Origin of the sequence: Xenophilus azovorans DSM 13620, assembly GCF_000745855.1 — a bacterium.
Classification (GTDB): domain Bacteria; phylum Pseudomonadota; class Gammaproteobacteria; order Burkholderiales; family Burkholderiaceae_C; genus Xenophilus; species Xenophilus azovorans.
Genome location: NZ_KN050767.1, coordinates 1 through 25960, shown reverse-complemented (window position 1 = coordinate 25960; position 25960 = coordinate 1). Strand labels below are relative to the sequence as shown.

Genomic DNA, 25960 nt, shown 5'->3' with positions numbered 1-25960 from the left:
CCGCATGACCGACCGCAAAGACCATCTCGACGGCCGCGCCGTCACCCTGCTCGTGGCCTGCTGCGCCTTCTGGGGCCTGCAGCAGATCCTTATCAAGACCACCGTCGGCGAGGTGCCGCCCATGTGGCAGGCCGCGCTGCGCATGGGCGGCGCGACGCTGCTGCTGTGGCTGTGGTGCCTGTGGCGCGGCGTGCCGCTGTTCGAGCGCGACGGCACGCTGCCCGGCGGCCTGCTGGCCGGGCTGCTGTTCACCGGCGAGTTCGTGTGCATCTACCTGGGCCTGCAGCACACCACCGCCTCGCGGCTGACGGTGTTCCTCTACAGCTCGCCGTTCTGGGTGGCGCTGCTGCTGCCGCGGCTGGTGCCCGTCGAGCGGCTGCGCGGCGTGCAGTGGGCCGGCCTGGCGGTGGCCTTCGCGGCCGTGTTCCTCGCGTTCAGCGAAAGCTTCGGCCACCCGGTGGAAGGGCAGCTCTACGGCGATGCCCTGGCCCTGGCGGCCGGCGTGCTGTGGGGGCTGACGACGCTGGTGATCCGCGCCAGCCGGCTGGCCACGGCCAGCGCCGAGAAGACGCTGTTCTACCAACTGGCGGTCACGGCGGTGCTCGTTCCCTTCGCGTCCGTCGCGCGCGGCGAGGCGTGGCGCCTGGACTATTCCGCCTACGCCTGGTTCTCCATCGCGCTGCAGACCCTGGTCGGCGCCTTCGCCAGCTACCTGGCCTGGGTCTGGATGCTGCGCCACTACCCGGCCACGCGCATCTCCTCCTTCACCTTCCTCACGCCGCTGTTCGCGCTGGTGTTCGGCGTGGCGCTGCTGGGCGAGCCGCTGACGCTGCGGCTGGCCGTGGCGCTGGCCGGCGTGGCGCTGGGCATCGTGCTGGTGAACCGGCGGGTGGCCGCGAATCGGGAGGCCGCCGCATGAACTTCCAGACCGTGCTCGACGACATCGCCGAAGCCCTGGCGCCCGAGGCGGGCCGCGAGGGCGAGGTGGCCCGCTACATCCCCGCGCTGGCACGGGTCGACGCGCGGCGCTTCGGCATCGCGCTGCGCACCCGCGAGGGCGAGGAGGCGGCCGCCGGCGACGGCCGTACGCCCTTCTCGATCCAGAGCATCTCCAAGCTCTTCACGCTGACGCTGGCGATGCGCCACCTGCCCGAGGCGGCGCTGTGGGAGCGCATCGGCCGCGAGCCCTCGGGCAACCCGTTCAACTCGCTGGTGCAGCTCGAGAGCGAGCACGGCAAGCCGCGCAACCCCTTCATCAATGCCGGCGCCATCGCCGTGGCCGACCGCATCGTGAGCCTCTACGGCGGCGACGCGAAGGGCTCGCTGGCCGGCTTCATGAGCCACCTGGCCGGCGAGCCGGTGGACTTCGACCGCGAGGTCGCGGCCTCGGAAGCGTCCACGGGTTTCCGCAACGTCGCGCTGGCCAACTTCATGAAGAGCTTCGGCAAGCTCGACCACGACGTGGGCGCCGTGCTGGACCTGTACTTCCACCAGTGCGCGCTGTCGATGAGCTGCCTGCAGCTCGCCCGCGCCGCCGGCTACCTGTGCCGCGACGGCGTGCATCCCTTCGACGTCGGCGAGAACGTGGTGACAGAGCGCCAGGCGCGCCGCATCAACGCGCTGATGCTCACCTGCGGCACCTACGACGCGGCGGGCGACTTCGCCTTCCGCATCGGCCTGCCCTGCAAGAGCGGCGTGGGCGGCGGCATCGTCGCCGTGGTGCCCGACCGGCTGACGCTGGCCGTGTGGTCGCCCGCGCTCGACGCGACGGGTAACTCGCTGCTGGGCATGAAGGCACTGGAGATGTTCGCCGCGCGTACCGGGCTGTCGGTGTTCTAGCGACACTCCCACATCGCGCTTTTCATCCAACAAGGAGACACCGCATGCCCGCCGCCCCCGCCTTCACCGACCCCGCCGCCCACCTGCCGCAGGACGCCGCCCGCGCGATGCTGGTCGGGCGCCTGTGGCAGCCCGGCGTGGGGCCGGTGCCGGTCGCCGTGCGCGGCGACGCGCTGCACGACCTCTCGCGCCTCGCGCCCACCGCGAGCGAGCTGCTGGAGGCCGAAGCGCCCGCCGACGCGGTGCGCCGCGCGCTGGACGACGGCACGGCGCCGCGCATCGCCGGCCTGGCCGACGCGCTGCGCAACAGCGAGGCCGCCGCACAGGACGCTTCCCGCCCCTGGCTGCTGGCGCCGTGCGACCTGCAGGCCGTCAAGGCCAGCGGCGTCACCTTCGTCGCCAGCCTGCTGGAGCGCGTGATCGAGGAGCAGGCGCGCGGCGACGCCTCCCGGGCCGAGGCCATCCGTGCGGGCCTGGCCGGCGTGCTGGGCGACAACCTGGCCGGCATCGTGCCCGGCTCGGCGCAGGCCGCGCAGGTCAAGGAACTGCTGATCGCGCAGGGCGCCTGGTCGCAGTACCTGGAAGTGGGCATCGGCCCCGACGCCGAGATTTTCACCAAGGCCCCGGTGCTGGCCGCGGTGGGCACCGGCGCCGACGTCGGCATCCATCCCGTGTCGGCCTGGAACAACCCGGAGCCCGAGGTCGTGCTGGCCGTGGACAGCCGTGGCCGCGTCAAAGGCGCGGCGCTCGGCAACGACGTGAACCTGCGCGACGTGGAAGGCCGCAGCGCGCTGCTGCTGGGCAAGGCCAAGGACAACAATGCCTCCTGCGCCATCGGGCCCTTCATCCGCCTGTTCGACGCGCACTTCGGCATCGACGCGGTGCGCCGCATCACCGTGGGCCTGAAGGTCGAGGGGCCGGAAGGCTTCGTGCTCGAGGGCAGCAGCTCGCTGGCGAAGATCAGCCGCGACCCGCTCGACCTGGTGGCGCAGGCCATCGGCCCGCACCACGCCTACCCCGACGGCTTCATGCTCTTCCTGGGCACCATGTTCGCGCCCACGCAGGACCGCCACGGCCCCGGCCAGGGCTTCACCCACGTGGTGGGCGACCGCGTCGCCATCTCGGCGCCGGAGCTGGGCGCGCTGGTCAACCGCGTGGTGCACGCCGACCAGGCGCCGCGCTGGGCGTTCGGCATCGGCGCGCTGATGCGCAACCTGGCCGGGCGCGGGCTGCTGGGCTGAACCGACCCTACAGCGGCAGGCAGTGCAGCCGCACGGCGGGCGACTGCAGCCGCTCCGCGAACCAGCCGTCGCGCGCCGGCGAGATCAGCGCGGCCAGCCCGGTCATCAGCGCGACGCTGTCGCCGGCCTTGGCGTCGCGGTAGCACTTGCCCAGGTTGTCCAGGCTGGCGCGCAGGGCCGCGGCCTGCTGCGCGTCGCTCTTCTCCAGCGTGGCCGCATGCTGCTTCAGCCACTCCTCGTAGGCCGGCAGCGTCTGCTGCGGCAGCTTGGCCGCCTCGTCCTTCGGGACCATGGTGGCGTAGAGCTGCTGCAGGCTGGCGCTGCCGGCCTGGCCCATCTTCAGGTTCACCTCGTAGCGGGCCTCGAAGGCGCCCTGGCGCCAGATCACCTGCCGGATGCGGTAGTCCAGCGCGCCCGTCTCGCCGCCCAGCGTGCGCACCAGCTCGCGCGCCCGGGCGTTGTCCGCGTCCTGCGCGAAGTCGGCGGACAGGGCCTTGGCGATGTCTGCGTCGTCGGGAAAGCGGATGTCCGCACCGCAGGCGGCCAGCAGCAGCGCGGCGCCCGTCGATGCGACGGCGGCCAGGCGGCGGGGGAAGCGGAAATGGGGGAGAGACGGGAAGCGAAAACAAGGCATGGGATGCGGACGGGACAGTCGGAACGGCCCCGAGTGTCGGCCGGCGAGAGGCCGAATCCTGTCGGACGCGTCCTGCATGGCGCACACGCGAACTGTCTTAATTGTTGGATTTTGTTTTCAAAAAGGAACTCCTGAGCGCGGACTTTCGTTGCATCGGGTCCGCCGGCGGTTGACAGAGATAGTCAGGATCGAACCGGCAAAAAGCCCGGATTCGGGCCGCATGTGTGCGCAAAAAAGATACTTAAGTATTGGTTTTCTGGCGACTCGTCCCACCGGATGAGGAGGCCGCGCGTGAGGGTGGCCGCTCACCCACCATGAAAACCGAAGTGACTTTCGTCACGCGATTCGGTGTTGACGACAGCAAGATGTAAGTGAATGTCTATCGAACACCGGTTTACATCTTGGTGGCGAACTGTCATGAGGGCTGGCTAGATTGCGTCCCGTGGTCCGCACCGGACTGCGTTTCTCAATCCCTTTCCTCGCATCCCTCAAGGAGTGAACACATGAAGAAACTCATCGCAGCCGGCGCCGTCGCGTTCGTCGCCACCTTCAGCGCCTCGGTCTTCGCCCAGACCGTCGCCATCCCCGGCATCGGCAAGGGCTCGATGGGCTCGACGGTGGAAAACACCCGCATCACGCTGTCGGGCAACAAGGCCAGCAACGTCATCACCAGCGGCGGCTCCGGCTCGGTGGCAGCCAAGGGCGTGAACATCGAGGCCAGCGCCCTGGCCAACGTGAACAGCGTGAACATCAAGGGCTCGACGGTGAAGAACAGCCGCATCACCCTGACCGACAACACGGCCGACAACATCATCACCTCGGGCGGCGCCGTCGCCAACGTGAACAGCGTCAACATCGAGTAAGCCCGATGACCGCCGCGGGGCCCGCCGGGCCGGCCGCGGCAGCGCTTCCTCCCGGTGCGCCGCGGGCGCACCGGGGTCGAACCCAGACACCGACGCGCGGGAGATCGCCTTGCTGCCCATGGAACTCAGGAAAAAGACGCTGGCGTCGCTGATCGTGATCGGCTTCGCCTCGGCGACGACCGTCACGTCGGTGGCCCAGGAGATCGTGCTGCACGGTCCGGACTGGGGCAAGAGCAGCCCCGGCAGCGACGTCAAGGGCGACACGCGCGCCACCTCGGCCGGCAACCGCGCGCCGGCGCGCATCACCGCCTCGGGCGGCAAGGTGTCGGCGCTGGCCGGCATGGCGGGCTCGCTGTCCGTCGTCTCCACGGCGCAGGCCAACACCATCGGCCTGTCCGCACTGAACATCGACAGCACGCGCGTCGACGTGCTGAACAACCAGGTCCAGGGCTTCGTCAACGCCGTCGGCGGCGTGGCCAGCGCCAACAGCGCCCTGATCTCGGGCGGCGACGGCCGGCGCGAACTCTCTTCCAGCCGCATCCGCATCACCGACAACACGGCGCGCGACATCGACGCCTACGGCGGCCAGGGTTCGCTGGCCGCGGGCGCGATCGTCTCGGCGCAGCTGCCGGGCCGGGCCTCGGGCAACAGCTTGCTGGCCGACCAGACCGACCTGCGGCAGCTCGAATTCCTCAGCACGCGCAACACGGCGCAGGGCCTGCAGTCCATCGGCGGATCGGCGCTGGCCAATGCGGTCACCGCCTCGCGCAGCACGGTGGAGGACAGCCGCATCGCGCAGACCGACAACACCGGGCGCAACGTGCGCTCCGGCGGCGGCTCCGGCGCGCTCGGCGCGGGCGTGCTGGCCCAGGCGGACCTCACGGGCACCTCCGCCGCCAACGCGGTGCTGCTGTCCAACAGCCGCCTGCAGGGCGCGCGCGTCGATCACCAGCGCAACGAGGCCGACGGCCTGCAGTCGCTCGGCGGCACCGCGCTGGCCAACAGCCTCAACGTGGGTGACGTGCAGGGCGGCGGGCTGCAGCAGTACCGCGCCCGCTTCACCGGCAACCGCGCGCAGGACGTGACGGCCAATGGCGGCGAGGGCTCGCTGCTGATGGGCGCGCTGGCGGACGTGAAGGCCAGCGCGGCGGCACTGGCCAACAGCGTCTCGATCCAGGGCAGCGAGGTGGCGAGCGGCGCGCGCCACACGCTCGCCGACAACCGCGCGCAGCGGGTGCACGCCGTGGGCGGCGCCGCGGCCGCCAACAGCATCTGGCTGCAGGACTCGACCGCGCGCAACAGCAACGCCACGCTCTCGCGCAACGTGGCGAGCGACGTCAGCACCTCCGGCGGCAGCGCCAGCCTGGTCGGCGGCGCCGTCGGCCAGTTCGAGCGCAACGGCCGCTCGCTGGCCAACAGCCTGGTGCTGGATGCGCGCTCCACGCTGGAGGGCACGCCCGCCACGCTGAGCGACAACGAGGCGCACGGCGTGCGCGGCTCCGGCGGCCTGGCGGCGGCGAACAGCGCGTTGCTGAGCAGCGCCACGATGCGCAACGGGCGCATCTCCATCACCGGCAACACCGCGCGCAACGTCCAGTCGAACGGCTTCGAGGGCAGCGCCGCCGGCGGGCTGCTGTTCTCGTCGAAGCAGAACGCGATGGCGCTGGCCAACAGCCTCGGCGTGTTCGGCTCCACGGTAGACGCCTCCTCGGTCTCGCTCGCCGACAACACCGCCACCGACCTGTCGGCGCAGGGCGGCAGGCTGGTCGCCAACAGCGTGAGCGTGGAACGCGGCGAAGGGGCGGGCTCGACGCTGTCGGCCGCCACGCGCGTGGCGGGCAACACCGCCTCGCAGGTGTCCACCGGCGCCAGCTCGATGGCCGGCCCCGGCAAGGCCTTCAGCGAAGAGAGCGTCGCCCGCGCCGCGACCAACGCGGTGGTGCTGTACGAGAACAGCCGCGTCGACAGCGGCTCGCCGCTGAACGTCAGCGACAACCGCGCCACGCAGGTCGCGGCCATCGGCGGCACGGCGCTGGTCAACGCGCTGGGCGCCTACCGCGATGCGGGCATCAGCGGCAGCCCCATCACCCTCAGCGGCAACCGGGCCGACGACGTGCGTACCGGCGGCGTGTACGGCCAGGTGGCCGGCATCGGCTCGGCCAAGAACGGCATCCTGGTGGCCAACGGCGTCTACCTCGAGGGCGAGAACGGCGTGCGGCTCTCGGGCTCGCCGGTCGCCATCCGCGAGAACACGGCGCAGTCGCTCAACGCCGACGGCGGCCGCGTCAACGCCAACGCCCTGGCCATCAACGGGCGGGGCGAGGTGCAGGGCACGCCCATCACGCTGTCGGACAACCGCGCCGAGAACGTGACCAGCGAAGGCAAGGAAGGCACCTTCGCCGGCCACGCCGTCATCGACCGCGGCGTGGGCTACGCCAGCGCCAACGCGGTGCAGGTGATGGGTGCGCTGCGCGCCGGCAGCCTGCAACTGATGGGCAACACGGCCTTGCGCGTCACGGCCGAGAAGGGCGTGGCGCTGGCCAACAGCTTCATGGTCGACAACGACGGCTCGGCGCAGGGCGTGCACGCCACCATCGCCGGCAACAGCGCGGACGAGGTGCGCACCCGCGACGGCAAGACGGCGCTGGCCAACAGCGTGCTCGACGAGGGGCGCATCGACGGCTCGCAGCTCTCGATCGCGGCCAACCGCAGCGGCGCGCAGGCCGACGACGGCGATGCCGCCGCGGCAAGCGTGCGCAACCGCAAGAGCGGCCACATCGCCGGCTCGCAGATCGCCATCACCGGCAACCAGGGCAGCGTGTCGGGCAAGGGCACGGCCAACGGGGTGGACAACGGCGGCTCGATCGGCGGCAGCCGCATCGCCATCGTCGGCAACCGCGGCAGCGCGCGCGGCGGCGGCACGATCAACAGCGTGGTCAACGGCGGCACCATCGCCGGCGGGCAGATCACCATCCTGGGCAACCAGGGCAGCGCCGACAGCGGCGGCGTGGCCAACTCGGTGCACAACGAGGGCCGCATCGGCGGCAGCAACATCGTGATCGCCGGCAACAGCGGCACGGCCCGCGGCGGCACGGTCAACAGCGTGCGCAACAGCCGCACCGGCAACATCGTCGCCAGCAACATCGCGATCGTCGGCAACCGCGGCACCACCAACGGCGGCGGCACCGTCAACAGCGTGGACAACCGCGGGCTGATGACCGGCAGCGTGACCATCGCAGGCAACCAGGGCACGGCGGTGCAGGGCGGCACGGTCAACTCGCTGGTCAACCGCGGCGTGATGACCGGCGCCGTGGTGATCGCGGGCAACCGGGGAACGGCCATGGCCGGCGGCGTGTCCAACTCGGTCATCAACCGCGGCGCCATCGCCGGCGTCGTCACCATCGTGGGCAACCAGTCGACGGCGGGCGTGGGCATGACCACCGGCACCGTCCGCACCACCGGCGGCGTGATGGCCGGCGCGGCCGGCGTCACCGGCAACACGCCCTGGGCCGCCAACGTCGGCTACACGGTCACGGCACCGTCCACCGGCGTCATCAACCGCTCCGTCACCGTCGGCCCGGCCGTGACGGTGCTGAACATGTGACCGGCGCCGGGGCCGGGAAGGAGAACCGCATGCGCACCCTTGCTCGCATCGCCATGGCCGCCGCCGCAGCGTCGGCCGCCTGCTGCGCCAGCGCGCAGCTGGTCAACTACAACGAGTCGCTCTCGGCCTACCGCGACCTGCGCGACGGCGGCGTCAAGCTCGTCGACGGCGTGACGCCGGCGGTGTCCGCCCGCGCCAGCGTCGCGCGCGCCATCGCCAAGGACAAGATCGTCGAGCAGGCCGCGCTGGTGCAGCCCGACGGCACGCTCAAGCTGCCGTCGAACCAGACCAACCTGGTGATCCGCACCGACTACAGCAACGTGACCCAGGGCGCCGACGGCACGGTCCGCGTGGCCAGCCCGTCCATCCAGGGCAACGTCAACGGCAACGTGACGCTGTACGTGGACGGGCAGGGCGTCGAGAACATCACCGTGCTGAACAACGGCCGCTGAGGGCGGCCGCAGCCCGCGCGCCGCACCGGCCGGCCGCGCGGCAACGAACAACGACAACACTTCCTCGCATCGAATGACACCCCGCACAAGGACCCGCCTTCGCCTCGGGACGCTCTGCCTGTCGCTGCTCGTGCTCGCCGGCTGCGCGACCACCGACAACGCGATCAGCGACGCCAACAAGCTCATGGCCGAGCGCGAGGCGGCCAAGGAGCTGCCCTCGGCCAACCTCAGCGCCTACGCCAACGCGCTGGGCTGCTTCGGCCACATGCTCGACATCTACAAGGACGGCGATCCGGTGGTCTACATCCAGACCCGCAACATCGCCGACGCGACCAACCTGTCGCACCCGCTGGTGGGCGCCGAGATCCCGGGCGACATCACGGAGATGGTGCGCACCGCCGTCAACCGCATCGGCGCGCGCGTGGTCTACGTGCCCTACCACCCGGACTACCTGATCTCGCAGGCGCAGCTGGGCGCGCGCTTCGGGGTGACGATGCCGGACTTCCTCATCACCGGCGCGCTCACCGAGTTCGACCGCGCGCTGTCCGGCGCGGGGCGTTCCAACTCGGCCAGCGTCGAGTTCGGCAACGGCAAGGGCGAGACCAACATCGGCGCCGACTTCAAGCGCACCGCCATCCTGTCCTCGCTCGCGCTGGACCTGAACCTGGTGAGCTTCAGCACGCAGCAGATGGTGCCGCGCGTGCAGTCGGCCAACGTCATCCGCGTGCTGAACCTGAGCACCGAGGACAACGCCAGCCTCGGCTTCTACGGCGACTCCTTCGGCTTCAAGCTGGAGGGCAAGTACCTGCAGGGCCGGCACTCGGCCATCCGCACGCTGGTCGACCTGAGCGTGCTGGAGCTGATGGGCAAGGCCACCAACACGCCCTACTGGCGCTGCATTCCCGCCGGCGGGCAGGACCCGGTGGTGCTGGAGAACATGCGCGCCGCCTTCGAGCGGCTGTCGCCCGAGCTGAAGATCGGCCTGGTGCAGGTGATGCTGCAGAAGTACGGCCAGCAGGTCACCGTGACGCAGAAGCTGGACGACCCGACGCGCGAGGCGATCCGTGCGGTCTATTCGCAGCGCTTCCCGCAACTGGGCGAGACGGTGGACGTGACCACCTGGCAGGCCTTCGAGCCGCTGTTCTTCGGCGTGCCGGTGCCGGGCACGCCGCCCATCGTCGCGGCGCCGGCCGCGATGCCGGCCACCGAGCCGCCGGCGGCGCCGGCAGGAACGACGGGTGGTTGAGATGCGCCTGCCGCGCTTGCATGCCGCCGCTGCCGCCCTGAGCGGGGCGCTGTGGGCCGCCGCCTGGCTCGCGGCGGCGCCCGCGGCCCTGGCGCAGACCTCGGCCGCCGGCACCGCCTCGTCGGCCGCGGCGCGCTCGACCGCCGCCGCGCCCGTGGGCCCCGCCGGCGCCACCGCTTCGCCCAGCGCCGACACCGGCGCGCGCTACGTCGAGTCGTGCCGGCAGGCGCTGGAGCGCGGCGTGGCGCAGCCCGGCTGCCAGGGGCCGCTGTACGCCAACGAGCTGGCGCGCCTCAAGGAAGACGCGCTGCGCACCAACAACCCCAACCTGCTGACGCTGCTGGGCGACGCCTACCAGAGCAACCGCACCGGCATTTCCGACATCGGGCAGGCCTACCGCTGGTACCTGCTGGCGGCGGTGCGCGGCGACCCGCGCGCGATGCAGCGCCTGAGCGACATGTACCGCTCGGGCCAGGGCGCGCCCAACGACAACGTGAAGGCGCTGGGCTACGCCCGGCTGGCGCAGCGGCTGGCCATCCCCGGCAGCACCGAGGCGAAGCAGGCCTCCGAGACCATCGCCTCGCTGGGCAGCCACATGGCGCAGGAAGAGCGCGCCCTGGCCGACCGCTTCGCCGGCGAGCTGGAGCAGAACCTGCGCCGCTCGACGGCGCCGGGCGCCGAGGCCGCGGCCGGCGCACCCGCCGCGCCGCCGCCGCAGGCGAGCACGCCGCTGACCAGCCGCCTGCCCGGCCTGGGCGCGGCGCAGGCGCAGCAGGAGGCCGCTGCGCCTTCCGACCAGCCGCCGCGCCCCGTGCCGGCGCCGCCGCCCGGCCTGCCCGGCAGTGGAGGGGCGGCGCAGCTTCCCCGAACCCCGCAGTGAGAGAGTGAGGCCACAGCCATGTTCGACTTCCCGATGAAGCATCCGCGGCCGATGCACCGCCTGTGGCCGCTGTGCCTGCTGGCGGCATGCGGCCTGGCGCCCGTGGCCGCGATGGCCGCCGGCAGCGGTGGCGGCCAGGGCGACACCACCACCACGGTCATCGACAACCCCGGCGGCGGCACCAACCGCATCGAGGTCACCGGCAACAGCGTGCGCAGCGTGCAGACCGGCTGCACCGACGGCGTGGCGAACGTGAACAGCGTCAACATCGACGGCCAGAGCCTGAAGGGCCGCACCATCATCGTGCAGGGCCGCAACGTGCGCGACGTGCACGTCGACGGCAAGGATTGCGCCGACAAGAAGGGCCAGCGGCCGGCGGGCGCCAACGTCAACAGCATCACCATCCAATGAGCGAGGAACGATCCGTGCGAAGCGCCGCCGTGCTGGCCGCCTGCGCGCTGGCGCTGGCCGCCTGCGGCGAGAGCGCGCAGCCGCCGGCCCCGGCGGCCGCTCCTCCCGCGCCGGCCCCCGCCGCCGGGGCGCCTGCGCCTGCCGCGCCGCCGCCCGTGGTCGCCGCTCCGGCGCCCGCGGCAGCACCGGCCGCGCCGCGCCAGGTGCCGATGAGCGTGCAGGGCACCGCCAGCGCGGGCCTGACGGTGCGCGTCAAGTCCGTCGAGATGGGCGAGGACGCCACCATCCTGGACATCAGCGCCTCCTTCGAGAACCGGCGCACCAACTTCACCAACCTCGCCGAGAGCGAGACCTACCTCGCCGACTCCGCGGGCAACCGGCTGATGCTCAAGCGCCCGCCGGACAACCGCTACCTGCGCATCATGTCGGGCGACACGATGCAGGGGCGCCTGGTGTTCCTGGGCAGCGTGCCGCCTTCGGAGACGCAGCTGCGCCTGGTGATCAACGACGGTATGCCGCCCGACAGCACCGCGGGGCCGGGCCTGGCCATCGCGCTGCCGCTGAAGCCGGCCGGAGGCTCCTGAGCAGGCTGTGAACCGACCCGGCATGGCCACCTTCCTCGCCCGGCTGGCGGCCGGCGTGTCGGCGGCGGCGCTGCTGGCCGCGGCGGCGCACGGCTACACGGTACGGCGCGTGGCGCAGAGCCTGAAGGATGCCGACAGCCGCTTCGTCCGCGTCGAGGACGCGCCGCAGACGCGCTGGGAGCGGGCCGGCAGCGGCACGCAGCTGTCCACCGGCGGCCCGCAGACGCAGTTCGGCCCGGCCGGCGGGCCTTCCACCGTGTTCCGCACGGCCGAGGTGCCGCCCGAGCGGCTGGAGCGCACGCAGGCGCTGCTCGGCGAGCTGCAGGCACGCCAGGACGAGCGGCAGTCCATCGTGATCGACCTGCCGGCCGACGTGCTGTTCGACTTCGACAAGGCCGACCTGCGCCCCGACGCACAGCCCTCGCTGGCGCGCGCCGCGGAGCTGCTGCACAGCTACCCCACCGCGCCGGTGCGGGTGCGCGGCCACACCGACGCCAAGGGCTCGGACGCCTACAACGAGGCGCTGTCGATCCGGCGCGCCGAGGCGGTGGCGGCGGCGCTGGCCCGGTCGGCGGGGCGCGAGCGCATCAGCGCGCAGGGCCTGGGCGAGCGCGAGCCCGTCGCGCCCAACGTCCGCCCGGACGGCAGCGACGACCCCGAGGGGCGCCAGCGCAACCGGCGCGTGGAGATCGTGATCGAGGCGCTGCCTTCCACGCCCGGCAAGACATCATGAATGGAGGTGTGCATGGCACTCGTCGCCTGTCCTGAATGCGGCCACCAGGTGTCCACGCTGGCGAAGGCCTGCCCGCAGTGCGGCGCGCCGCCGCCCGGTGCGCGCACCAGCGAGCCGGTGATCACCGGCGGCCTGCTCGGCAAGCTGGCCACCGTCCTCGGCGCCTGGCTGGTGATGCCCTGGGTCGTGCGGCTGCTCACCTTCATCGCCGCGATGGTGATGTTCAGCGTGATGTTCGCGTTCTCGCGCTAGGACGCCTTCTGTCGGCTCATCCGCTGCGCAGCGGCCAGCGCCAGCACCGCCACCACGCTTCCCGCCAGCAGGACCCACAGCCCCGCCGTGTAGCCGGCCTGCGGCTGCCACAGCACGCCCAGCAGCCAGGGCGCCAGGGCGCGCGCCACGGCGGTCGGCAGGCCGAGCGCGCCGTTCAGCGTCGCCACGTGCGCGCGGCTCACGTACTGCGCGATGGCGGTGCCCTTGACGATGGTGAGCATGCCGTTGCCCATGCCGTAGAAGGCGACGAACAGCAGCGCCAGGCCGACGTGGCCGCCGGCGGCCAGCAGGGCGGCCAGGCCGATCGGGATCAGGCAGGGGATCAGCCGGTTCGCCAGGTGCAGGTCGAAGCGGTGCTCGAAGAAGTACAGCAGCGCGCGGCCCAGCACCTGCATCGCGCCGATGCTGGCCGGCATCGCGATGGCCCAGGCCTCCGACAGGCCGGCGCCGCGCAGCAGGCTCACCATGTGCGGCGGCAGCGCGGCGGTCACGGCCATCATCAGCACCACGAACACGCCGATGAGCAGGAAGGGCGCGCTGCGCAGGTGGGCCCTGAAGCCCGGGTCGGCGGCGCGGCCCGCGCCGGCCGCCGGTGCCGCCAGGGCCGCGCGCGGCGCGCCGCGCAGCCAGTGCCAGTGCAGCGGCGCGCACACCGCCAGGTGCAGCGCGGCCAGGCCGACCAGCGTGCCGCGCCAGCCCGCATGCCCGATGCCCCAGGCCACCAGCGGGATGAACACCGTGCTGGCCAGCCCGCCCAGGAAGGTCAGCGTGATGATGGCGCGCCGGAAGTCCAGCGGGAAGCGCCGCGTCACCGCCGCGAAGGCCGGGTTGTAGAGCGTGCCCGCCAGGCCGCAGCCCAGCAGCGTCCAGGCCGCGTAGAAGCCCCAGCGCGTCGCCACCACGCTGTGCAGCAGCAGGCCGGCGGCCAGCAGCAGCGAGCCGCCGGTCATCACCGCGCGCTCGTGGCCGCGGTCGATCCAGCGGCCCACCGGCCAGGCCATCACGCCCTCCATCAGCAGCGCCAGGCTGAAGGCCAGCGAGGATTCGGCGCGCGTCAGGCCGAGCGATTGCTCCACCGGCTCCAGCAGCACGCCGAAGCCGTAGAACACGCTGCCCCAACTGATGAGCTGCCCCACCGACAGCCAGGCGACGAGGCGGCGGTCGTAGGCGGGGGCGGCAGGGGGCATCCCCCGAGCTTACGCAACCCGGCGCGGGCGCGTCAGAACGGGTAGTGCCGCTCGCCCGCCTGCACCGTCACCCAGCGCAGGTCGGTGAACTCCGAGATGCCGGCCTTGCCGCCGAAGCGGCCCCAGCCGCTGCCCTTGACGCCGCCGAAGGGCATCTGCGCCTCGTCGTGCACCGTCGGCCCGTTGACGTGGCAGATGCCGGACTCGATGCGCTGCGCCACCTGCAGGGCCCGCGCCGCGTCGCGGCCGAACACCGCGGCCGAGAGGCCGTAGGGGTTGTCGTTGGCGCAGGCGACGGCTTCTTCCACGCCGTCGACGCGCACGATGGCCTTCACCGGGCCGAAGGTCTCCTCGGCGTAGATGCGCATGGCCGGCGTGACGTGGTCCAGCAGCGTGGCGGGCATCAGCGTGCTGTCGGCCCGGCCGCCGCACAGCAGCGTGGCGCCCTTGGCGAGCGCGTCGTCGATCAGCGCATTGCAGTGCTCCACCGTGCTCATGCCGACCACACTGCCCAGCACCACCGGGTCGGGCCCGCGCGGGTCGCCCAGGGGCAGGGCGGCGGCCTTGGCGGCGAACTTCTGCACGAAAGCATCGGCGACCGCGGCATCGACCACCAGCCGCTCGGTGCTCATGCAGATCTGGCCCGAGTTCATGAAGCAGCCGAAGGCGGCGGCATCCACCGCGGCGTCGAGGTCGGCGTCGTCCAGCACCAGCAGGGGCGCCTTGCCGCCCAGCTCCAGCACCACCGGCTTGAGGTGCAGCGCGCACTGCACCGCGATGAGCCTGCCCACGCGCGTGGAGCCGGTGAAGTTGACGCGGCGCACCGCGGGGTGCGCGATCATGGCGTTGACCACGGCCTCGGCATCCGCCGGCGCGTTGGTCACGTAGTTCACCACCCCGGCCGGGAAACCCGCGTCGACGAAGGCCTGCGCGATCAGCCGGTGCGTGTGCGGGCACAGCTCCGAGCCCTTGAACACGACCGTGTTGCCGCAGGCCAGCGGCGTGGCGAGGGCGCGCACGCCGAGGATGACCGGCGCGTTCCACGGCGCGATGCCCAGCACCACGCCGGCCGGCTGGCGCAGGCCCATCGCCAGGGTGCCGGGCACGTCGGAGGGGATCACCTCGCCGGCCACCTGCGTGGTCAGCGCCGCCGCCTCGCGCAGCATGCCGGCCGCCAGGTGCACGTTGAAGCCGGCCCACAGCGCGGTGGCGCCGGTCTCGCGCGGCAGCGCGGCGACGAACTCGGGCGCCTTGGCCTCCAGCGCATCGGCTGCCTTGAGCAGCAGGGCGCGGCGTTCGTTGGGGCCGGTGTGGCGCCAGGTCTTGAAGGCCTCGGCCGCGGCGTCGACGGCACGCAGCGCATCGGCCGGCGTGGCCGCGGGCGCGCGCGAGGCCGGGCTGCCGTCCAGCGGGTTGCGCCGCTCGAAGGTGGCGCCGTTTTCGGCGTCGGCGGCGAGGCCGTTGATGAGCATGGACAGGTCGGACATGGGGACGGGTTCTCCTTCAAGGGGCTGCGGCGGCGGTGCCGAGGTAGGCCTGGCGGATGACGTCGGAGCGCGCCAGTTCGGCGGCCGGGCCGCCGGCGACCAGCGCGCCGCGCTCCAGCACATGCGCGTGGTCGGCCACGGCCAGCGCCTTGCGCACGTTCTGCTCCACCAGCAGCACGGTGGTGCCGGCGTCGGCGATGCGCCGGGCGATGGCGAGCAGCTCGTCCACCATGCGCGGCGCCAGGCCGAGCGAGGGCTCGTCCAGCATCAGCAGGCGCGGGCCGCTCATCAGGGCGCGGGCCACGGCCACCATCTGCTGCTCGCCGCCGCTCATGGTGCCGGCGAGCTGGTGGGCGCGCTCGGCCAGGCGCGGGAAGTCCTCGAAAGCCTGGCGCAGCCGCGCGGCGCGCTCGGCCTTGCCGGCCAGCCAGCCGCCCAGCTCCAGGTTCTCGGTCACCGTCATCTGCGGGAAGAGCTGCCGCCCCTCGGCCACCAGCGCCATGCCGCGGCGCACCGCCACGCCGGGCTGCTTCACCGGCAGCAGCGTGTCGTCGAGCAGCACGGTGCCGGTGCGCGGGATCAGGCCGGCCAGGGCCTTGAGCAGCGTGGTCTTGCCGGCGCCGTTGGGGCCGAGGATCACGGTCAGGCCGGGGCCGACGGCGAGGTCGATCGAACGCAGCACGCCGAAGCCGCCGTAGCCGGCGCCCAGCCCTTCGATGCGCAGGCGAGCCGTCATGCCAGCACCTCGTCACCCAGGTAGGCGTCGATCACTTCGGGGTTGCGCACCACTTCGGCCGGCGTGCCGTCGGCGATCTTGCGGCCCTGGTGCAGCACCAGCACGCGCTCGACGTGGCGCAGCAGCGTGGCCACGGCATGCTCGATCCACACCACCGCCAGGCCCAGCTCGCCGCGCAGGCGGCCGATCAGCCGCGCCATCGCCTCCACCTCGGCCTCGGTCAGGCCGGCGGCCACCTCGTCCAGCAGCAGCAGGCGCGGACGGGTGGCCAGCGCCATGCCGATCTCCAGCAGCCGCTGCTGCGCGGGTGTGATCGCGGCCGCCGGCAGCGCGGCATGGCGTTCCAGGCCGATCAGCGCGAGGATGGTGCCGGCATCGGCGAGCGCCGGCGCCGCGGCGGCGCGGTGCCGGCCGGCGAACTGCAGGCCGAAGTCCACGTTGTCGCGCACGCGCATGGCGGCGAACACCCGCGGCGTCTGGAAGGTGCGCGCCACGCCCTGCGCGGCGAAGCGGTGCGGGCCCTGGCCGGCCAGGTCGCGCCCGTCCATCCGCAGCGCGCCGGCGGTCGGCGCGATCACGCCCGAGATCGCGTTGAAGAAGGTGGTCTTGCCGGCGCCGTTGGGGCCGATGATGCCGACCAGCTCGCCAGTGTCGAAAGTGGCGCTCACCGCGTCCACGGCGGTCAGGCCGCCGAAGCGCACCGTCACCTCGCGGGCGTCCAGCAGGCGCTCAGCCATCGCGGCCTCCGCGCGCCGCGAACCAGCCGCGCAGCGTCTCGCGGCGCAGGCTGCCCAGGCCGTCGGGCAGGTACATCACCGACAGGATCAGCAGCAGCCCCAGCGCCATCATGTAGGCCTGCGGCAACTGCAGCCGCAGCGTCTCGGCCAGCACGCTGAACATCACGGCGGCCGCGACCGGGCCCCACAGCGTGGCGGCGCCGCCGATCAGCGCGATCAGCACGGTCTGGAAGCCGATGAAGGGGTTGAACACCGTCACCGGGTCGATGTAGGTCCAGCGCACCGCCATCGCCGCGCCCGCCGCGCCGGCGAAGGCGGCGGTGAGGGCGAAGCCGAGCGTCTTCACCCAGCGCGTCGGCACGCCCAGCGTCTGCGCGCGCTGCTCGTCGGCGCCGATGCCCGCCAGCGCCAGGCCGAAGCGGCTGCGCCGCACGGCCATCGCGGTGGCCACGGCGCCCGCCGCGATCGCCAGCAGCGTGAAGTAGACCGTGCGGTCGTCGGGCACCACCGCGAGCACGCGGCCGACGGTGCCGGTGACCTGCTTCTCGAAGTAGGTGACGGCGTGGCGGATCAGCTCCGTCATGCCGAAGGTCAGCACCGCGAAGTACGTGCCGCGCAGGTGCAGCACCGCGGCGCCCATGACCAGCGCGACGGCCGCGGCGACGGCGGCGCCGAGCATGATGACCAGCGGCCAGGGCAGCTGCTCCAGCGTCAGCGCGCTGGCGTAGGCGCCGATGCCGAAGAAGGCCGAGGTCGCCAGCGACAGGTAGCGCGTGCTGCCGCAGAACACGCTCCAGCTCGACGCCAGCGCCACGTACATCAGGCAGGCCATCGCCAGCGAGAGCGCGAACTCGCCCACCAGGGCCGGCAGCAGCGCGGCGCCGGCGGCGAGCAGCGCCAGAAGGATCGCGTCGCGCTTCATCGTCTCGAGAACAGGCCGTTGGGCCGCCACAGCAATACGGCGATGAACACGCCGTACGAGAGCAGCGACTTGAGCGAAGGATTGGTGAAGTGCATGCCCAGCGCCTCGATCACGCCCAGCAGCAGCCCGCCGGCCAGCGTGCCGCCCATGCTGCCGAAGCCGCCGAGCGTGATGACGATCAGCGCCGTCACCGTGTAGGGCTCGCCCATCGCCGGCGTGATGGTGTAGGCCATCGACAGCAGGCAGCCCGCCACGCCCGACAGGCCCAGGCCGACGCCGAACATCAGCGGGTGCAGGCGCCTGGTGTCGATGCCCACCAGCTGCGCGCCGATGGGCGACTGCATCAGCGCGCGCACGCCCTTGCCCAGCAGCGTGAAGCGCAGCAGCGCCATCAGCGCCAGCGAGAACAGCAGCGCCAGGCCGAACACCAGCAGCTTGTTGGCCGCGAACTGCGTGCCGCCGACGTGCACCGGCTGCGTCAGGTAGTCGTAGCCGCGCAGGTCGCCGCCCCAGGCCCAGGAGGCGAGGTTCTGCACCAGGAACATCAGGCCGAAGGCGACCATCAGGCCGCGCGCCTCGAACACGTCCACGTTCGGTGCGTCGGCCGCCAGCTTGCGGAAGGTGAGGCGGTGGATCACCAGCCCCAGCCCCAGCAGCAGCACGAACACCGCCGGCAGCATCGCCAGCGGCGGCCAGCCCAGCAGCGTGGCCCCCATCCACGTGACGTAGGCGCCCAGCATCAGGAACTCGCCGTGCGCGATGTTCAGGATGCGCATCAGGCCATACTGCAGGTTCAGGCCCAGGCCCACCAGCGCATAGATGCCGCCGGTGATCAGCCCGCTGGCGATCAGCTCGAACCAGGCCGTGGCGGACACGTCGCGCCTACTTCCAGGCCGGCTTGGCGGGGACGAGCTTCGCCGTCGCCACCGAGGCGGGCCACACGACCTCGAACTCGCCGTTCTGCCACTGGCCCACCGTGCCCGGCGTGGCCGTGTTCTCGCTGCCGGTGAATCGGACGTCGCCGATGATGGTCTTGTGCGTGGTGCCCGCGACGTATTCGCGGATCGCCTTGCGGTCGAGCCCGACCTTCGCCACCGCGGCCTGCAGGATCTCCAGCCCCGCCCAGCAGTGGCCGCTGGCCCAGCGGTCGGGCTCCTTGCCCTCGAAGCGCTTGGTGTGCGCGTCGAAGTAGGCCTTGGCGCCCGGGCTGGTCTTCGCGTTCCACGAGCCCATGCCCAGCACGCCTTCCGCGCCCGGCGCGGTGATGACGTTGCGGTAGAGCTGGAAGGCCGTGCCCACCGAGGCGTAGAAGAACTTCGGGTTGAAGCCGATCTCCTTGGCCTGCTTGCTCGCCAGGATGGTGTCGGGCGGGTAGGTGATGCCGATGAAGGCGTCCGGGTTCTGGTCCTTGATGCCGCGCAGCACGGGCGAGAGGTCCTTCACGCCCAGCGGATAGCTCTTGCGCTCCACCACCTGGATGGACGTCCTCTTCAGCGCGTTGTTCAGCGCCGCGAAGTTCTCCAGGCCGAACAGGTCGTCCATGTAGACGATGGCCACGCTCTTCGCGCCGTTGGCGGCCAGCATGTCCACCAGCGCGCCCATCATGCGGTCGGGCTGCTGCAGCAGCGAGAAGAAGTACGAGAGGTTCATGTCGATCAGCTTGCGCGACAGCGCGGTGGGCGCCAGCATCGGGTAGCCGAAGCGCTGCGCCAGCGGCGCGATCGCGAAGTTGGCGTTGCTGCCCCAGGGCGGCAGGATCAGGTCCACCTTGTCGCTGCCCATCAGCTTCTGGTAGCTGCGCACGCAGGTCTCGATGTCGCTGCGGTCGTCGGAGCTGACCAGCTCGACCGGGCGCTTCACGCCCTTGACGTCCAGCCCGCCGGCGGCGTTCACCTGCTCGGCCCACAGCAGGTAGTTGGGCTCCTGGCTCACCTGGGCGCCGGGCGTCCAGGGGCCGGTGCGCGACATCGCGTAGCCGATGCGCACGGGGCCGCCGGACGCGGTCTGCGCGCGCAGCGCCGGCGCGAAGGCCGCGCTGCCCAGCACGGCGGCGGTGCCCTGCATCCAGCGGCGGCGGGTGGGAGGGGTGAGTCGGTCTGCGGCCATGGCGTGTCTCCTTGCGCTTGTCCTGCGCCGCATCGTAGGAAGGCGCCGCACCGGCCGCTGTGCAGGGCGCGCACTGTCCGCTTGCGCCAGCGCGCACCGGCCTCGGGGTTTCCCCGCGGTCGCCGGCCCGGCGCGGCGGGCGCTGCCCATAATCCCGCGCACCCCTTCCCTCAACGGAGCGCGCCGTGACCCCGTCCCTGCTGCTGAGCACCGATGCCGTGGCCCCGCGCGAGCGCGCGCCGCAGTGGCGCGAGTGGGTGTGGCGCCACTTCGGCGGGCTCGATTCCGACCTGTACGGCGACACCGATTTCGACGGCCACCTGTCGGCCTCGCGCGCCGGCGACGTGATCCTCACCCGGCTGGAGGGCGGCCGCCACCGCGTGCTGCGCACGCCGCAGATGGCGCGCCGCGACGAGGCGGCCTACCTCAAGATCGTCGCGCCCTGGCAGGGCAGCGCCACGGTGCACCAGCCGGGCCGCGCCGGCAGCGCGCGCGAGGGCGGCTGGATCATCTACGACACCACCGAGGGCTACGAGATCGACAACCCGGAGCACACGGAGCACCTGATCGTGATGCTGCCGAAGGCGCAGATGGCCGAGCGCGGCGTGCACCTGGCGCCGCTGATGGCGCGCCGCGTCGGCGGCTCGGCCGGCATCTCGCGCGTGGCGCTGGAGACCATGCGCCACACCTACCGCGAGCTGCCCGCGATGAGCGAGACCGCCGCCCGCGGCGCCGGCGAACTGATCATGCAACTGGTGCGCCTGTCGCTGCTGGAGCTGGCCGGGCACGAGACCGCGGCCACGCAGAAGACCGCGCTGCAGGACCGCATCCGCGACCACGTGGCGCGCCACCTGGCCGACCCGCAGCTGTCCATCGACCACATCGCCCGCGCGCTCAACTGCAGCAAGCGCCACCTGCACAACGCCTTCGCGCACGGCGACCTGACGCTGGCCAGCTACATCCAGCAGCAGCGCCTGCAGGCCTGCATCCGGCAACTGCGCCAGGGTGCGGGCGACGCGCGCTCGATCACCGAGATCGCGCTGTCCTGCGGCTTCGGCAACCTGTCGCACTTCTCGCGCCTGTTCCGTGAGCACACGGGCATGAGCCCGAGCGAGTTCAGGCAGGCGGGGCACCTGACTCGCGATTGAGGCCGGCCTTCGGGCGCGGCAGCAAACGGACTCCTTCCGAACAACCGTTCGCACTGAGCCTGTCGAAGTGCCGTCCCGGGCGTCGGTCCTTCGACAGGCTCAGGACAGGCCAAGCTCAGCCTGAACGGTTCCCGTCGATCAAACGCAATTCGTCATCAGGCGTCGGACGCCAGCGTGCGCCGGTACTGCATCGCCTCGGCCACGTGCGCCTTGCCGATCCCGTCCGCACCCGCCAAGTCTGCGATGGTGCGCGCCACCCGCAGCGCGCGGTGCGTGGCGCGGGCGCTCCAGCCCAGGCGCGCGGCGGCCGACTGCAGGAAGGCCAGGGCGTCCGGCTCGGCCTGCGCATGCGCGTCGAGCGCGCGGCCGGCGAGCGCGTGGTTGGGCAGGCCCTGGCGCGCCAGCGCCCGGCCGCGGGCCGCGGCCACGCGCTCGCGCACCGCCGCGCTGCCTTCGCCGGGCGGTGCCGAGAGCAGTTCTTCCGGCGGCACGGCCGGCACCTCGATGTGCAGGTCGATGCGGTCCAGCAGCGGGCCGGACAGGCGCCCCTGGTAGCGCGCCACCTGGTCCGGCGTGCAGCGGCAGGGCCGCCCGCGCGCGCCGCGCAAGCCGCAGGGGCAGGGGTTCATCGCCGCCACGAGCTGGAAGCGCGCCGGGAATTCGGCCTGCCGCGCCGCCCGCGCGATGTGGATGCGGCCCGTCTCCAGCGGCTCGCGCAGCGCCTCCAGCGCGGCGCGCGGGAACTCGGGCAGCTCGTCGAGGAAGAGCACGCCGTGGTGCGCCAGCGAGATCTCGCCCGGCCGCGGCGGCGAGCCGCCGCCCACCAGCGCCACCGCGCTGGCGCCGTGGTGCGGCGATCTCAGCGGCCGCTGGAAGATGCGCGCCGGGTCCAGCCGCCCGGCCAGGCTGTGGATCGCTGCCGTCTCCAGCGCCTCGTCCACCGCCATGCCGGGCAGCAGCCCGGCGAAGCGCTGGGCCAGCATCGACTTGCCGGCACCCGGCGGGCCGACCATCAGCAGGCTGTGGCCGCCCGCGGCGGCGATCTCCACGGCGCGCCGGGCGGCGGCCTGGCCCTTGACGTCGGCCAGGTCGGGGCCGGGCGGCGCCGCGGCTGCCGGCGCAGCGGCCACGCGCACCAGGCCGGCCGCCTGCGCGGCCGGCGCCCCGGCGTCGGCCGGCAGGAAGGCCTGCACCACGTCGAGCAGGTGGCCCGCGCCGCAGACCTGCGTGCCGGGCACCAGCGCCGCCTCGCGGGCGCTGTCCATCGGCAGCACCAGCCGGGTGTCCACGCCGCCGGTGCGCAGGGCCAGCGCCATCGCCAGCGCGCCGCGCACGGGGCGCAGCTCGCCCGAGAGCGACAGCTCGCCGGCGAACTCGTGGCCCGCCAGCCGGGCCGGGTCGACCTGCCCGCTGGCGGCCAGGATGCCCAGCGCGATCGGCAGGTCGAAGCGGCCGGAGTCCTTGGGCAGGTCGGCCGGCGCCAGGTTGACGGTGATCCGGCGGTCGTGCGGGAAGGCCAGCCCCGCGTTCTGCAGCGCCGAGCGCACCCGCTCGCGCGCCTCCTTCACCTCCACGTCGGCCAGCCCGACCAGCGTGAAGCTCGGCAGGCCGTTGGCCAGATGCACCTCGACGGTGACCGGCTCCGCGCGAAGACCCACCAGGGCGCGGCTTTGCACCAAAGACAGACTCATCCCGATCGCTCTCCCTGATTTGGTGCGCGCATCCGGCCGCAAGGGCCGGTGCGCGCTGTTCTTCATGGCGCCCTCATGACTCCATGCGGGCGCCCCGCGATTCTGTCCTCCCCGCGCGCCGGGCGATCCGGGCCTTTGGCACGCTCCCTGCTTTGGCTCGCATCGTGCAGGGAGCACCAGATCCATTCCTTCATTTGTTCCGACTGCGAGGAGAACCCCTGATGATGCATCGCCATGCCGCCACCGTGACGCTGGTGGCCCTGACCGCCGCGCTGGCCGCGCCCGGCACCGTGCTGGCCGAGGAGGCCGCGCCTGCCTCGCCGATCAGCGCCAACGTGTCGCTGACCTCGAACTACAAGTTCCGAGGCCAGGACCAGGATCAGATCGGCCACAACGGCTACTACAAGACCCGCGGCATCAAGCCGGCCCTGCAGGGCGGCTTCGACTACGCGCACGAGAGCGGCTTCTACGTGGGCAACTGGAACTCCAGCGTCAACTGGCTTTCGGGCAACAGCATCGAGAGCGACCTGTACGGCGGCTACAAGTTCAAGGCCGGCCCGATCGACTGGGACGTGGGCGTGATCACCTACATCTACCCGGGCAACCACGTCGGCAACACGACCGAGATCTACGGCGGCGGCACCTGGTCGGACGACGTCTTCGGCTCGCTCACCGTGAAGTACTCGCACACCGTCTCGAAGGACTACTTCGGCTATGCCGGCTACGACGCCTGGGACCCGCTGAGCTTCACCAAGCGCCCCAAGGGCCGCGGCACCGGCTACCTGAACATCGCCTACAGCAAGGAAATCATCCCCAGCCTGACGCTCAAGGCCGCCATCGGCTACACGCGCATGAGCAGCGACATCCGCGCCGCCGGCTACCGCAACTACGTGGACTACAACGTGGGCGCCACCTACGACTTCGGCGGCGGCCTGTCGCTCACCGGCTCGGTGCAGGGCGCCAACAAGAAGAGCAACTACATGCTGACCACCTGGGACGGCATCGACCTGCTCGGCGACGGCTCCTTCATCTACGGCGGCGGCCAGCAGTCGGTCAACAAGGCCCGCTTCATCGTCACGCTGAGCAAGACCTTCTGATCGCGCGAGCGCCCGGCTGCGGCGCGAGCCGCGCCGGCCCATCCACTCCTAAGGAGAAGTCACCATGAAGCTGATCACAGCCATCATCAAGCCCTTCAAGCTCGACGAGGTGCGCGAGGCGCTCTCGGCCATCGGCGTGCAGGGCATCACCGTCACCGAGGTCAAGGGCTTCGGCCGCCAGAAGGGCCACACCGAGCTGTACCGCGGCGCGGAGTACGTCGTCGACTTCCTGCCCAAGGTCAAGATCGAGGCGGCCATCGCCGACGAGCTGGTGGAGCGCGTGATCGAGGCGGTCGAGAGCGCCGCCCGCACCGGGAAGATCGGCGACGGAAAGATCTTCGTCTACGACGTCGAACAGGTCGTTCGCATCCGCACGGGAGAGACCGGGCGCGACGCACTCTGAGCACGGCCAGGCACCGAAAGAGAACAAACCAAATGAAAAAACTGCTCGTTTCCCTCGCGCTCGGGCTGAGCGTGCTCGTCGCCGGCGTGCCCGGCATCGCACAGGCCCAGGCGCCCGCCGCTCCCGCCGCCGAGGCACCCGCCGCGGCGCCTGCCGCCGCAGCGCCCGCCGCCGCCCCCGAGGCCGCGCCGGCGCCCAACAAGGTCGACTCCGGCGACACCGCCTGGATGCTGACCTCCACCCTGCTGGTCATCCTGATGACGATCCCCGGCCTCGCCCTGTTCTACGGCGGCCTGGGCCGCAGCAAGAACATGCTGAGCGTGCTGATGCAGGTGTTCGTCATCTTCTCGCTCATCAGCGTGCTGTGGGCCCTGTACGGCTACAGCCTCGCCTTCACCGGCGACGGCAGCTTCATCGGCACGTTCGAGAAAGTCTTCCTCAGCGGCGTGACGCAGGAGACCTTCGGCGCGCTCGCCACCATCCCCGAATACGTGTTCCTGGCCTTCCAGGGCACCTTCGCCGCCATCACTGTGGCGCTGATCGTGGGCGCCTTCGCCGAGCGCGCCAAGTTCGCCGGCGTGCTGGTGTTCTCGGTGATCTGGTTCACCTTCAGCTACGTGCCGATGGCCCACATCGTGTGGGGCGGCGGCCTGCTCGGCCAGGACGGTGCGCTGGACTTCGCCGGCGGCACCGTGGTGCACATCAACGCCGGCGTCGCCGGCCTGGTGGGCGCCTACGTGATCGGCAAGCGCCTGGGCTTCGGCAAGGAAGCCTTCACCCCGCACTCGCTCACGCTCACGATGGTCGGCGCCTCGCTGCTGTGGGTGGGCTGGTTCGGCTTCAACGCCGGTTCCGCCGGCGCGGCCAACGCCTCCGCCGGCCTGGCCTTCGTCAACACCGTGCTCGCCACCGCCGCCGCCACCCTGGCCTGGTGCCTGGGCGAGGCGCTGCACAAGGGCAAGGCATCGATGCTGGGCGCCGCCTCCGGCGCCGTGGCCGGCCTGGTGGCCGTCACCCCGGCGGCCGGCTTCGTCGGGCCGATGGGCTCCATCGTGCTGGGCGCGGTCGCTGGCTTCGTCTGCCTGTGGGGCGTGGGCGGCCTCAAGCGCATGCTCGGCGCCGACGACGCGTTCGACGTGTTCGGCGTGCACGGCGTGGGCGGCATCGTCGGCGCCATCCTCACCGGCGTGTTCGCCGCGCCCGGCCTGGGCGGCACCGGCGGGGCCGACCCGGCCGCCTTCTCGATGGGCGCGCAGGTCTGGATCCAGGTCAAGAGCGTGCTGTTCACCATCGTGTGGTCCGGCGTCGTGGCCTTCATCGCCTACAAGATCGCGCAGTACACGGTCGGCCTGCGCGTCACGGAAGAGGAAGAGCGCGAGGGCCTGGACATCACCTCGCACGGCGAGACCGCCTACAACCGCTGATCGCGTCGCCTGCGCACGCATGGCCCGCCGGCACTTCGGTGCCCGCGGGCCTTTTCCTTTGTCTGTCCGATTCACCAAGAATCAATTGTTTGCAATTGATCCTGCCGGCTGAAGATTGCATGAATACCGATGGGCTACTCACGGCGGAGGAGCCTGGCGCACCGGCGCGCCTTTCGTGAACAAGTCCCGCCCTGGCCTTCCACGTTCGCTCCGAGAATCTTCCTGAAACACCTTTTGTTTCCTGATCGTTGCCTGTTGGCGT

The 25960-nt window shown here is 72.1% G+C and carries 25 protein-coding genes; 16 read left to right on the top strand and 9 right to left on the bottom strand.

Translation table 11 applies throughout. From position 1 onward, the window contains the following. Positions 1-4: 4 nt before the first annotated feature. From Q392_RS29215 to Q392_RS29205, 3 genes are read left to right on the top strand one after another with little or no spacing between them, the layout of a single operon-like run. A complete protein-coding gene (locus Q392_RS29215; protein WP_038217618.1) occupies positions 5-919 on the top strand; it encodes a DMT family transporter in 915 nt (304 codons plus the stop codon). Then, positions 916-1839, top strand: a complete 924-nt coding sequence (locus Q392_RS29210; RefSeq protein ID WP_038217603.1) for a glutaminase — start codon at positions 916-918, stop codon at positions 1837-1839. Before Q392_RS29215 ends, Q392_RS29210 begins: the two co-directional genes overlap by 4 nt. A gap of 44 nt (positions 1840-1883) precedes the next feature. Next, positions 1884-3080, top strand: a complete 1197-nt coding sequence (locus Q392_RS29205; protein ID WP_038217600.1) for a fumarylacetoacetate hydrolase family protein — start codon at positions 1884-1886, stop codon at positions 3078-3080. A 7-nt stretch (positions 3081-3087) separates the two neighbouring features. Here the strand turns inward: Q392_RS29205 and Q392_RS29200 are convergent, their stop codons facing one another. Continuing rightward, the gene (locus Q392_RS29200; protein WP_051954081.1) at positions 3088-3714 is read right to left on the bottom strand and encodes a hypothetical protein; all 627 of its coding nucleotides are present in this window, start codon (positions 3712-3714) and stop codon (positions 3088-3090) included. 503 nt (positions 3715-4217) lie between these two features. Here Q392_RS29200 and Q392_RS29195 point away from each other — a divergent pair. From Q392_RS29195 to Q392_RS29155, 9 genes are all read left to right on the top strand, one after another. Then, positions 4218-4577 (top strand): hypothetical protein, encoded by a 360-nt coding sequence (locus tag Q392_RS29195; protein ID WP_038217597.1) that lies wholly within the window; start codon positions 4218-4220, stop codon positions 4575-4577. A gap of 118 nt (positions 4578-4695) precedes the next feature. Next, positions 4696-8181, top strand: a complete 3486-nt coding sequence (locus tag Q392_RS29190; RefSeq protein ID WP_051954080.1) for a beta strand repeat-containing protein — start codon at positions 4696-4698, stop codon at positions 8179-8181. Positions 8182-8210: 29 nt separating this feature from the next. Next, the gene (locus Q392_RS29185) at positions 8211-8633 is read left to right on the top strand and encodes a hypothetical protein (RefSeq protein ID WP_051954079.1); all 423 of its coding nucleotides are present in this window, start codon (positions 8211-8213) and stop codon (positions 8631-8633) included. Positions 8634-8706: 73 nt separating this feature from the next. After that, the gene (locus Q392_RS29180; RefSeq protein WP_051954078.1) at positions 8707-9879 is read left to right on the top strand and encodes a hypothetical protein; all 1173 of its coding nucleotides are present in this window, start codon (positions 8707-8709) and stop codon (positions 9877-9879) included. 1 nt (position 9880) lies between these two features. Then, positions 9881-10759 (top strand): SEL1-like repeat protein, encoded by an 879-nt coding sequence (locus Q392_RS29175; RefSeq protein WP_038217594.1) that lies wholly within the window; start codon positions 9881-9883, stop codon positions 10757-10759. Positions 10760-10777: 18 nt separating this feature from the next. Then, entirely contained in the window at positions 10778-11170 is a 393-nt protein-coding gene (locus Q392_RS29170) for a hypothetical protein (protein WP_038217591.1), read from the top strand. A 14-nt stretch (positions 11171-11184) separates the two neighbouring features. Beyond that, on the top strand, positions 11185-11754 hold the full coding sequence (locus Q392_RS29165; RefSeq protein WP_038217588.1) for a hypothetical protein: 570 nt from the start codon (positions 11185-11187) through the stop codon (positions 11752-11754). A 22-nt stretch (positions 11755-11776) separates the two neighbouring features. Next, positions 11777-12487: an OmpA family protein gene (locus Q392_RS29160; protein ID WP_051954076.1), complete on the top strand. Its 711-nt coding sequence runs from the start codon at positions 11777-11779 to the stop codon at positions 12485-12487. 12 nt (positions 12488-12499) lie between these two features. Then, positions 12500-12739, top strand: a complete 240-nt coding sequence (locus Q392_RS29155; RefSeq protein ID WP_038218051.1) for a zinc ribbon domain-containing protein — start codon at positions 12500-12502, stop codon at positions 12737-12739. Here Q392_RS29155 and Q392_RS29150 read toward each other — a convergent pair. Genes Q392_RS29150 through Q392_RS29120 form a run of 7 tightly spaced genes read right to left on the bottom strand, consistent with a single transcriptional unit; the run spans position 12736 to position 19935 of the window. Further along, the gene (locus Q392_RS29150) at positions 12736-13947 is read right to left on the bottom strand and encodes an MFS transporter (RefSeq protein ID WP_038217586.1); all 1212 of its coding nucleotides are present in this window, start codon (positions 13945-13947) and stop codon (positions 12736-12738) included. The genes Q392_RS29155 and Q392_RS29150 overlap by 4 nt on opposite strands. Before the next feature lie 32 nt (positions 13948-13979). Continuing rightward, on the bottom strand, positions 13980-15434 hold the full coding sequence (locus tag Q392_RS29145; RefSeq protein WP_038217585.1) for an aldehyde dehydrogenase: 1455 nt from the start codon (positions 15432-15434) through the stop codon (positions 13980-13982). Between the two features lie 16 nt (positions 15435-15450). Then, positions 15451-16170, bottom strand: coding sequence for an ABC transporter ATP-binding protein (locus Q392_RS29140; protein WP_038217582.1), 720 nt, complete (start codon positions 16168-16170; stop codon positions 15451-15453). After that, positions 16167-16907: an ABC transporter ATP-binding protein gene (locus Q392_RS29135; RefSeq protein WP_038217579.1), complete on the bottom strand. Its 741-nt coding sequence runs from the start codon at positions 16905-16907 to the stop codon at positions 16167-16169. The genes Q392_RS29140 and Q392_RS29135 overlap by 4 nt, the downstream gene beginning before the upstream one ends. Then, complete coding sequence (locus tag Q392_RS29130; RefSeq protein ID WP_038217576.1) at positions 16900-17829, bottom strand: branched-chain amino acid ABC transporter permease; 930 nt, start codon at positions 17827-17829, stop codon at positions 16900-16902. The genes Q392_RS29135 and Q392_RS29130 overlap by 8 nt, the downstream gene beginning before the upstream one ends. Then, complete coding sequence (locus tag Q392_RS29125) at positions 17826-18704, bottom strand: branched-chain amino acid ABC transporter permease (RefSeq protein WP_038217573.1); 879 nt, start codon at positions 18702-18704, stop codon at positions 17826-17828. Before Q392_RS29125 ends, Q392_RS29130 begins: the two co-directional genes overlap by 4 nt. A gap of 7 nt (positions 18705-18711) precedes the next feature. Then, complete coding sequence (locus Q392_RS29120) at positions 18712-19935, bottom strand: amino acid ABC transporter substrate-binding protein (protein WP_038217571.1); 1224 nt, start codon at positions 19933-19935, stop codon at positions 18712-18714. 185 nt (positions 19936-20120) lie between these two features. Between Q392_RS29120 and Q392_RS29115 the strand changes: the two genes are divergently transcribed. Further along, positions 20121-21083, top strand: coding sequence for a helix-turn-helix domain-containing protein (locus Q392_RS29115; protein WP_038217568.1), 963 nt, complete (start codon positions 20121-20123; stop codon positions 21081-21083). Between the two features lie 155 nt (positions 21084-21238). Here the strand turns inward: Q392_RS29115 and Q392_RS29110 are convergent, their stop codons facing one another. Next, on the bottom strand, positions 21239-22774 hold the full coding sequence (locus Q392_RS29110; RefSeq protein WP_038217565.1) for a YifB family Mg chelatase-like AAA ATPase: 1536 nt from the start codon (positions 22772-22774) through the stop codon (positions 21239-21241). 221 nt (positions 22775-22995) lie between these two features. Here Q392_RS29110 and Q392_RS29105 point away from each other — a divergent pair, with 221 nt between their 5' ends. The 3 genes from Q392_RS29105 to Q392_RS29095 all read left to right on the top strand — a co-directional run bounded on the left by Q392_RS29105 (position 22996) and on the right by Q392_RS29095 (position 25698). Continuing rightward, positions 22996-23871, top strand: a complete 876-nt coding sequence (locus Q392_RS29105) for a TorF family putative porin (protein ID WP_038217562.1) — start codon at positions 22996-22998, stop codon at positions 23869-23871. Between the two features lie 64 nt (positions 23872-23935). Further along, entirely contained in the window at positions 23936-24274 is a 339-nt protein-coding gene (gene glnK / locus Q392_RS29100) for a P-II family nitrogen regulator (protein ID WP_038217560.1), read from the top strand. 32 nt (positions 24275-24306) lie between these two features. Further along, positions 24307-25698 (top strand): ammonium transporter, encoded by a 1392-nt coding sequence (locus Q392_RS29095; protein WP_038217557.1) that lies wholly within the window; start codon positions 24307-24309, stop codon positions 25696-25698. Positions 25699-25960: the final 262 nt, after the last annotated feature.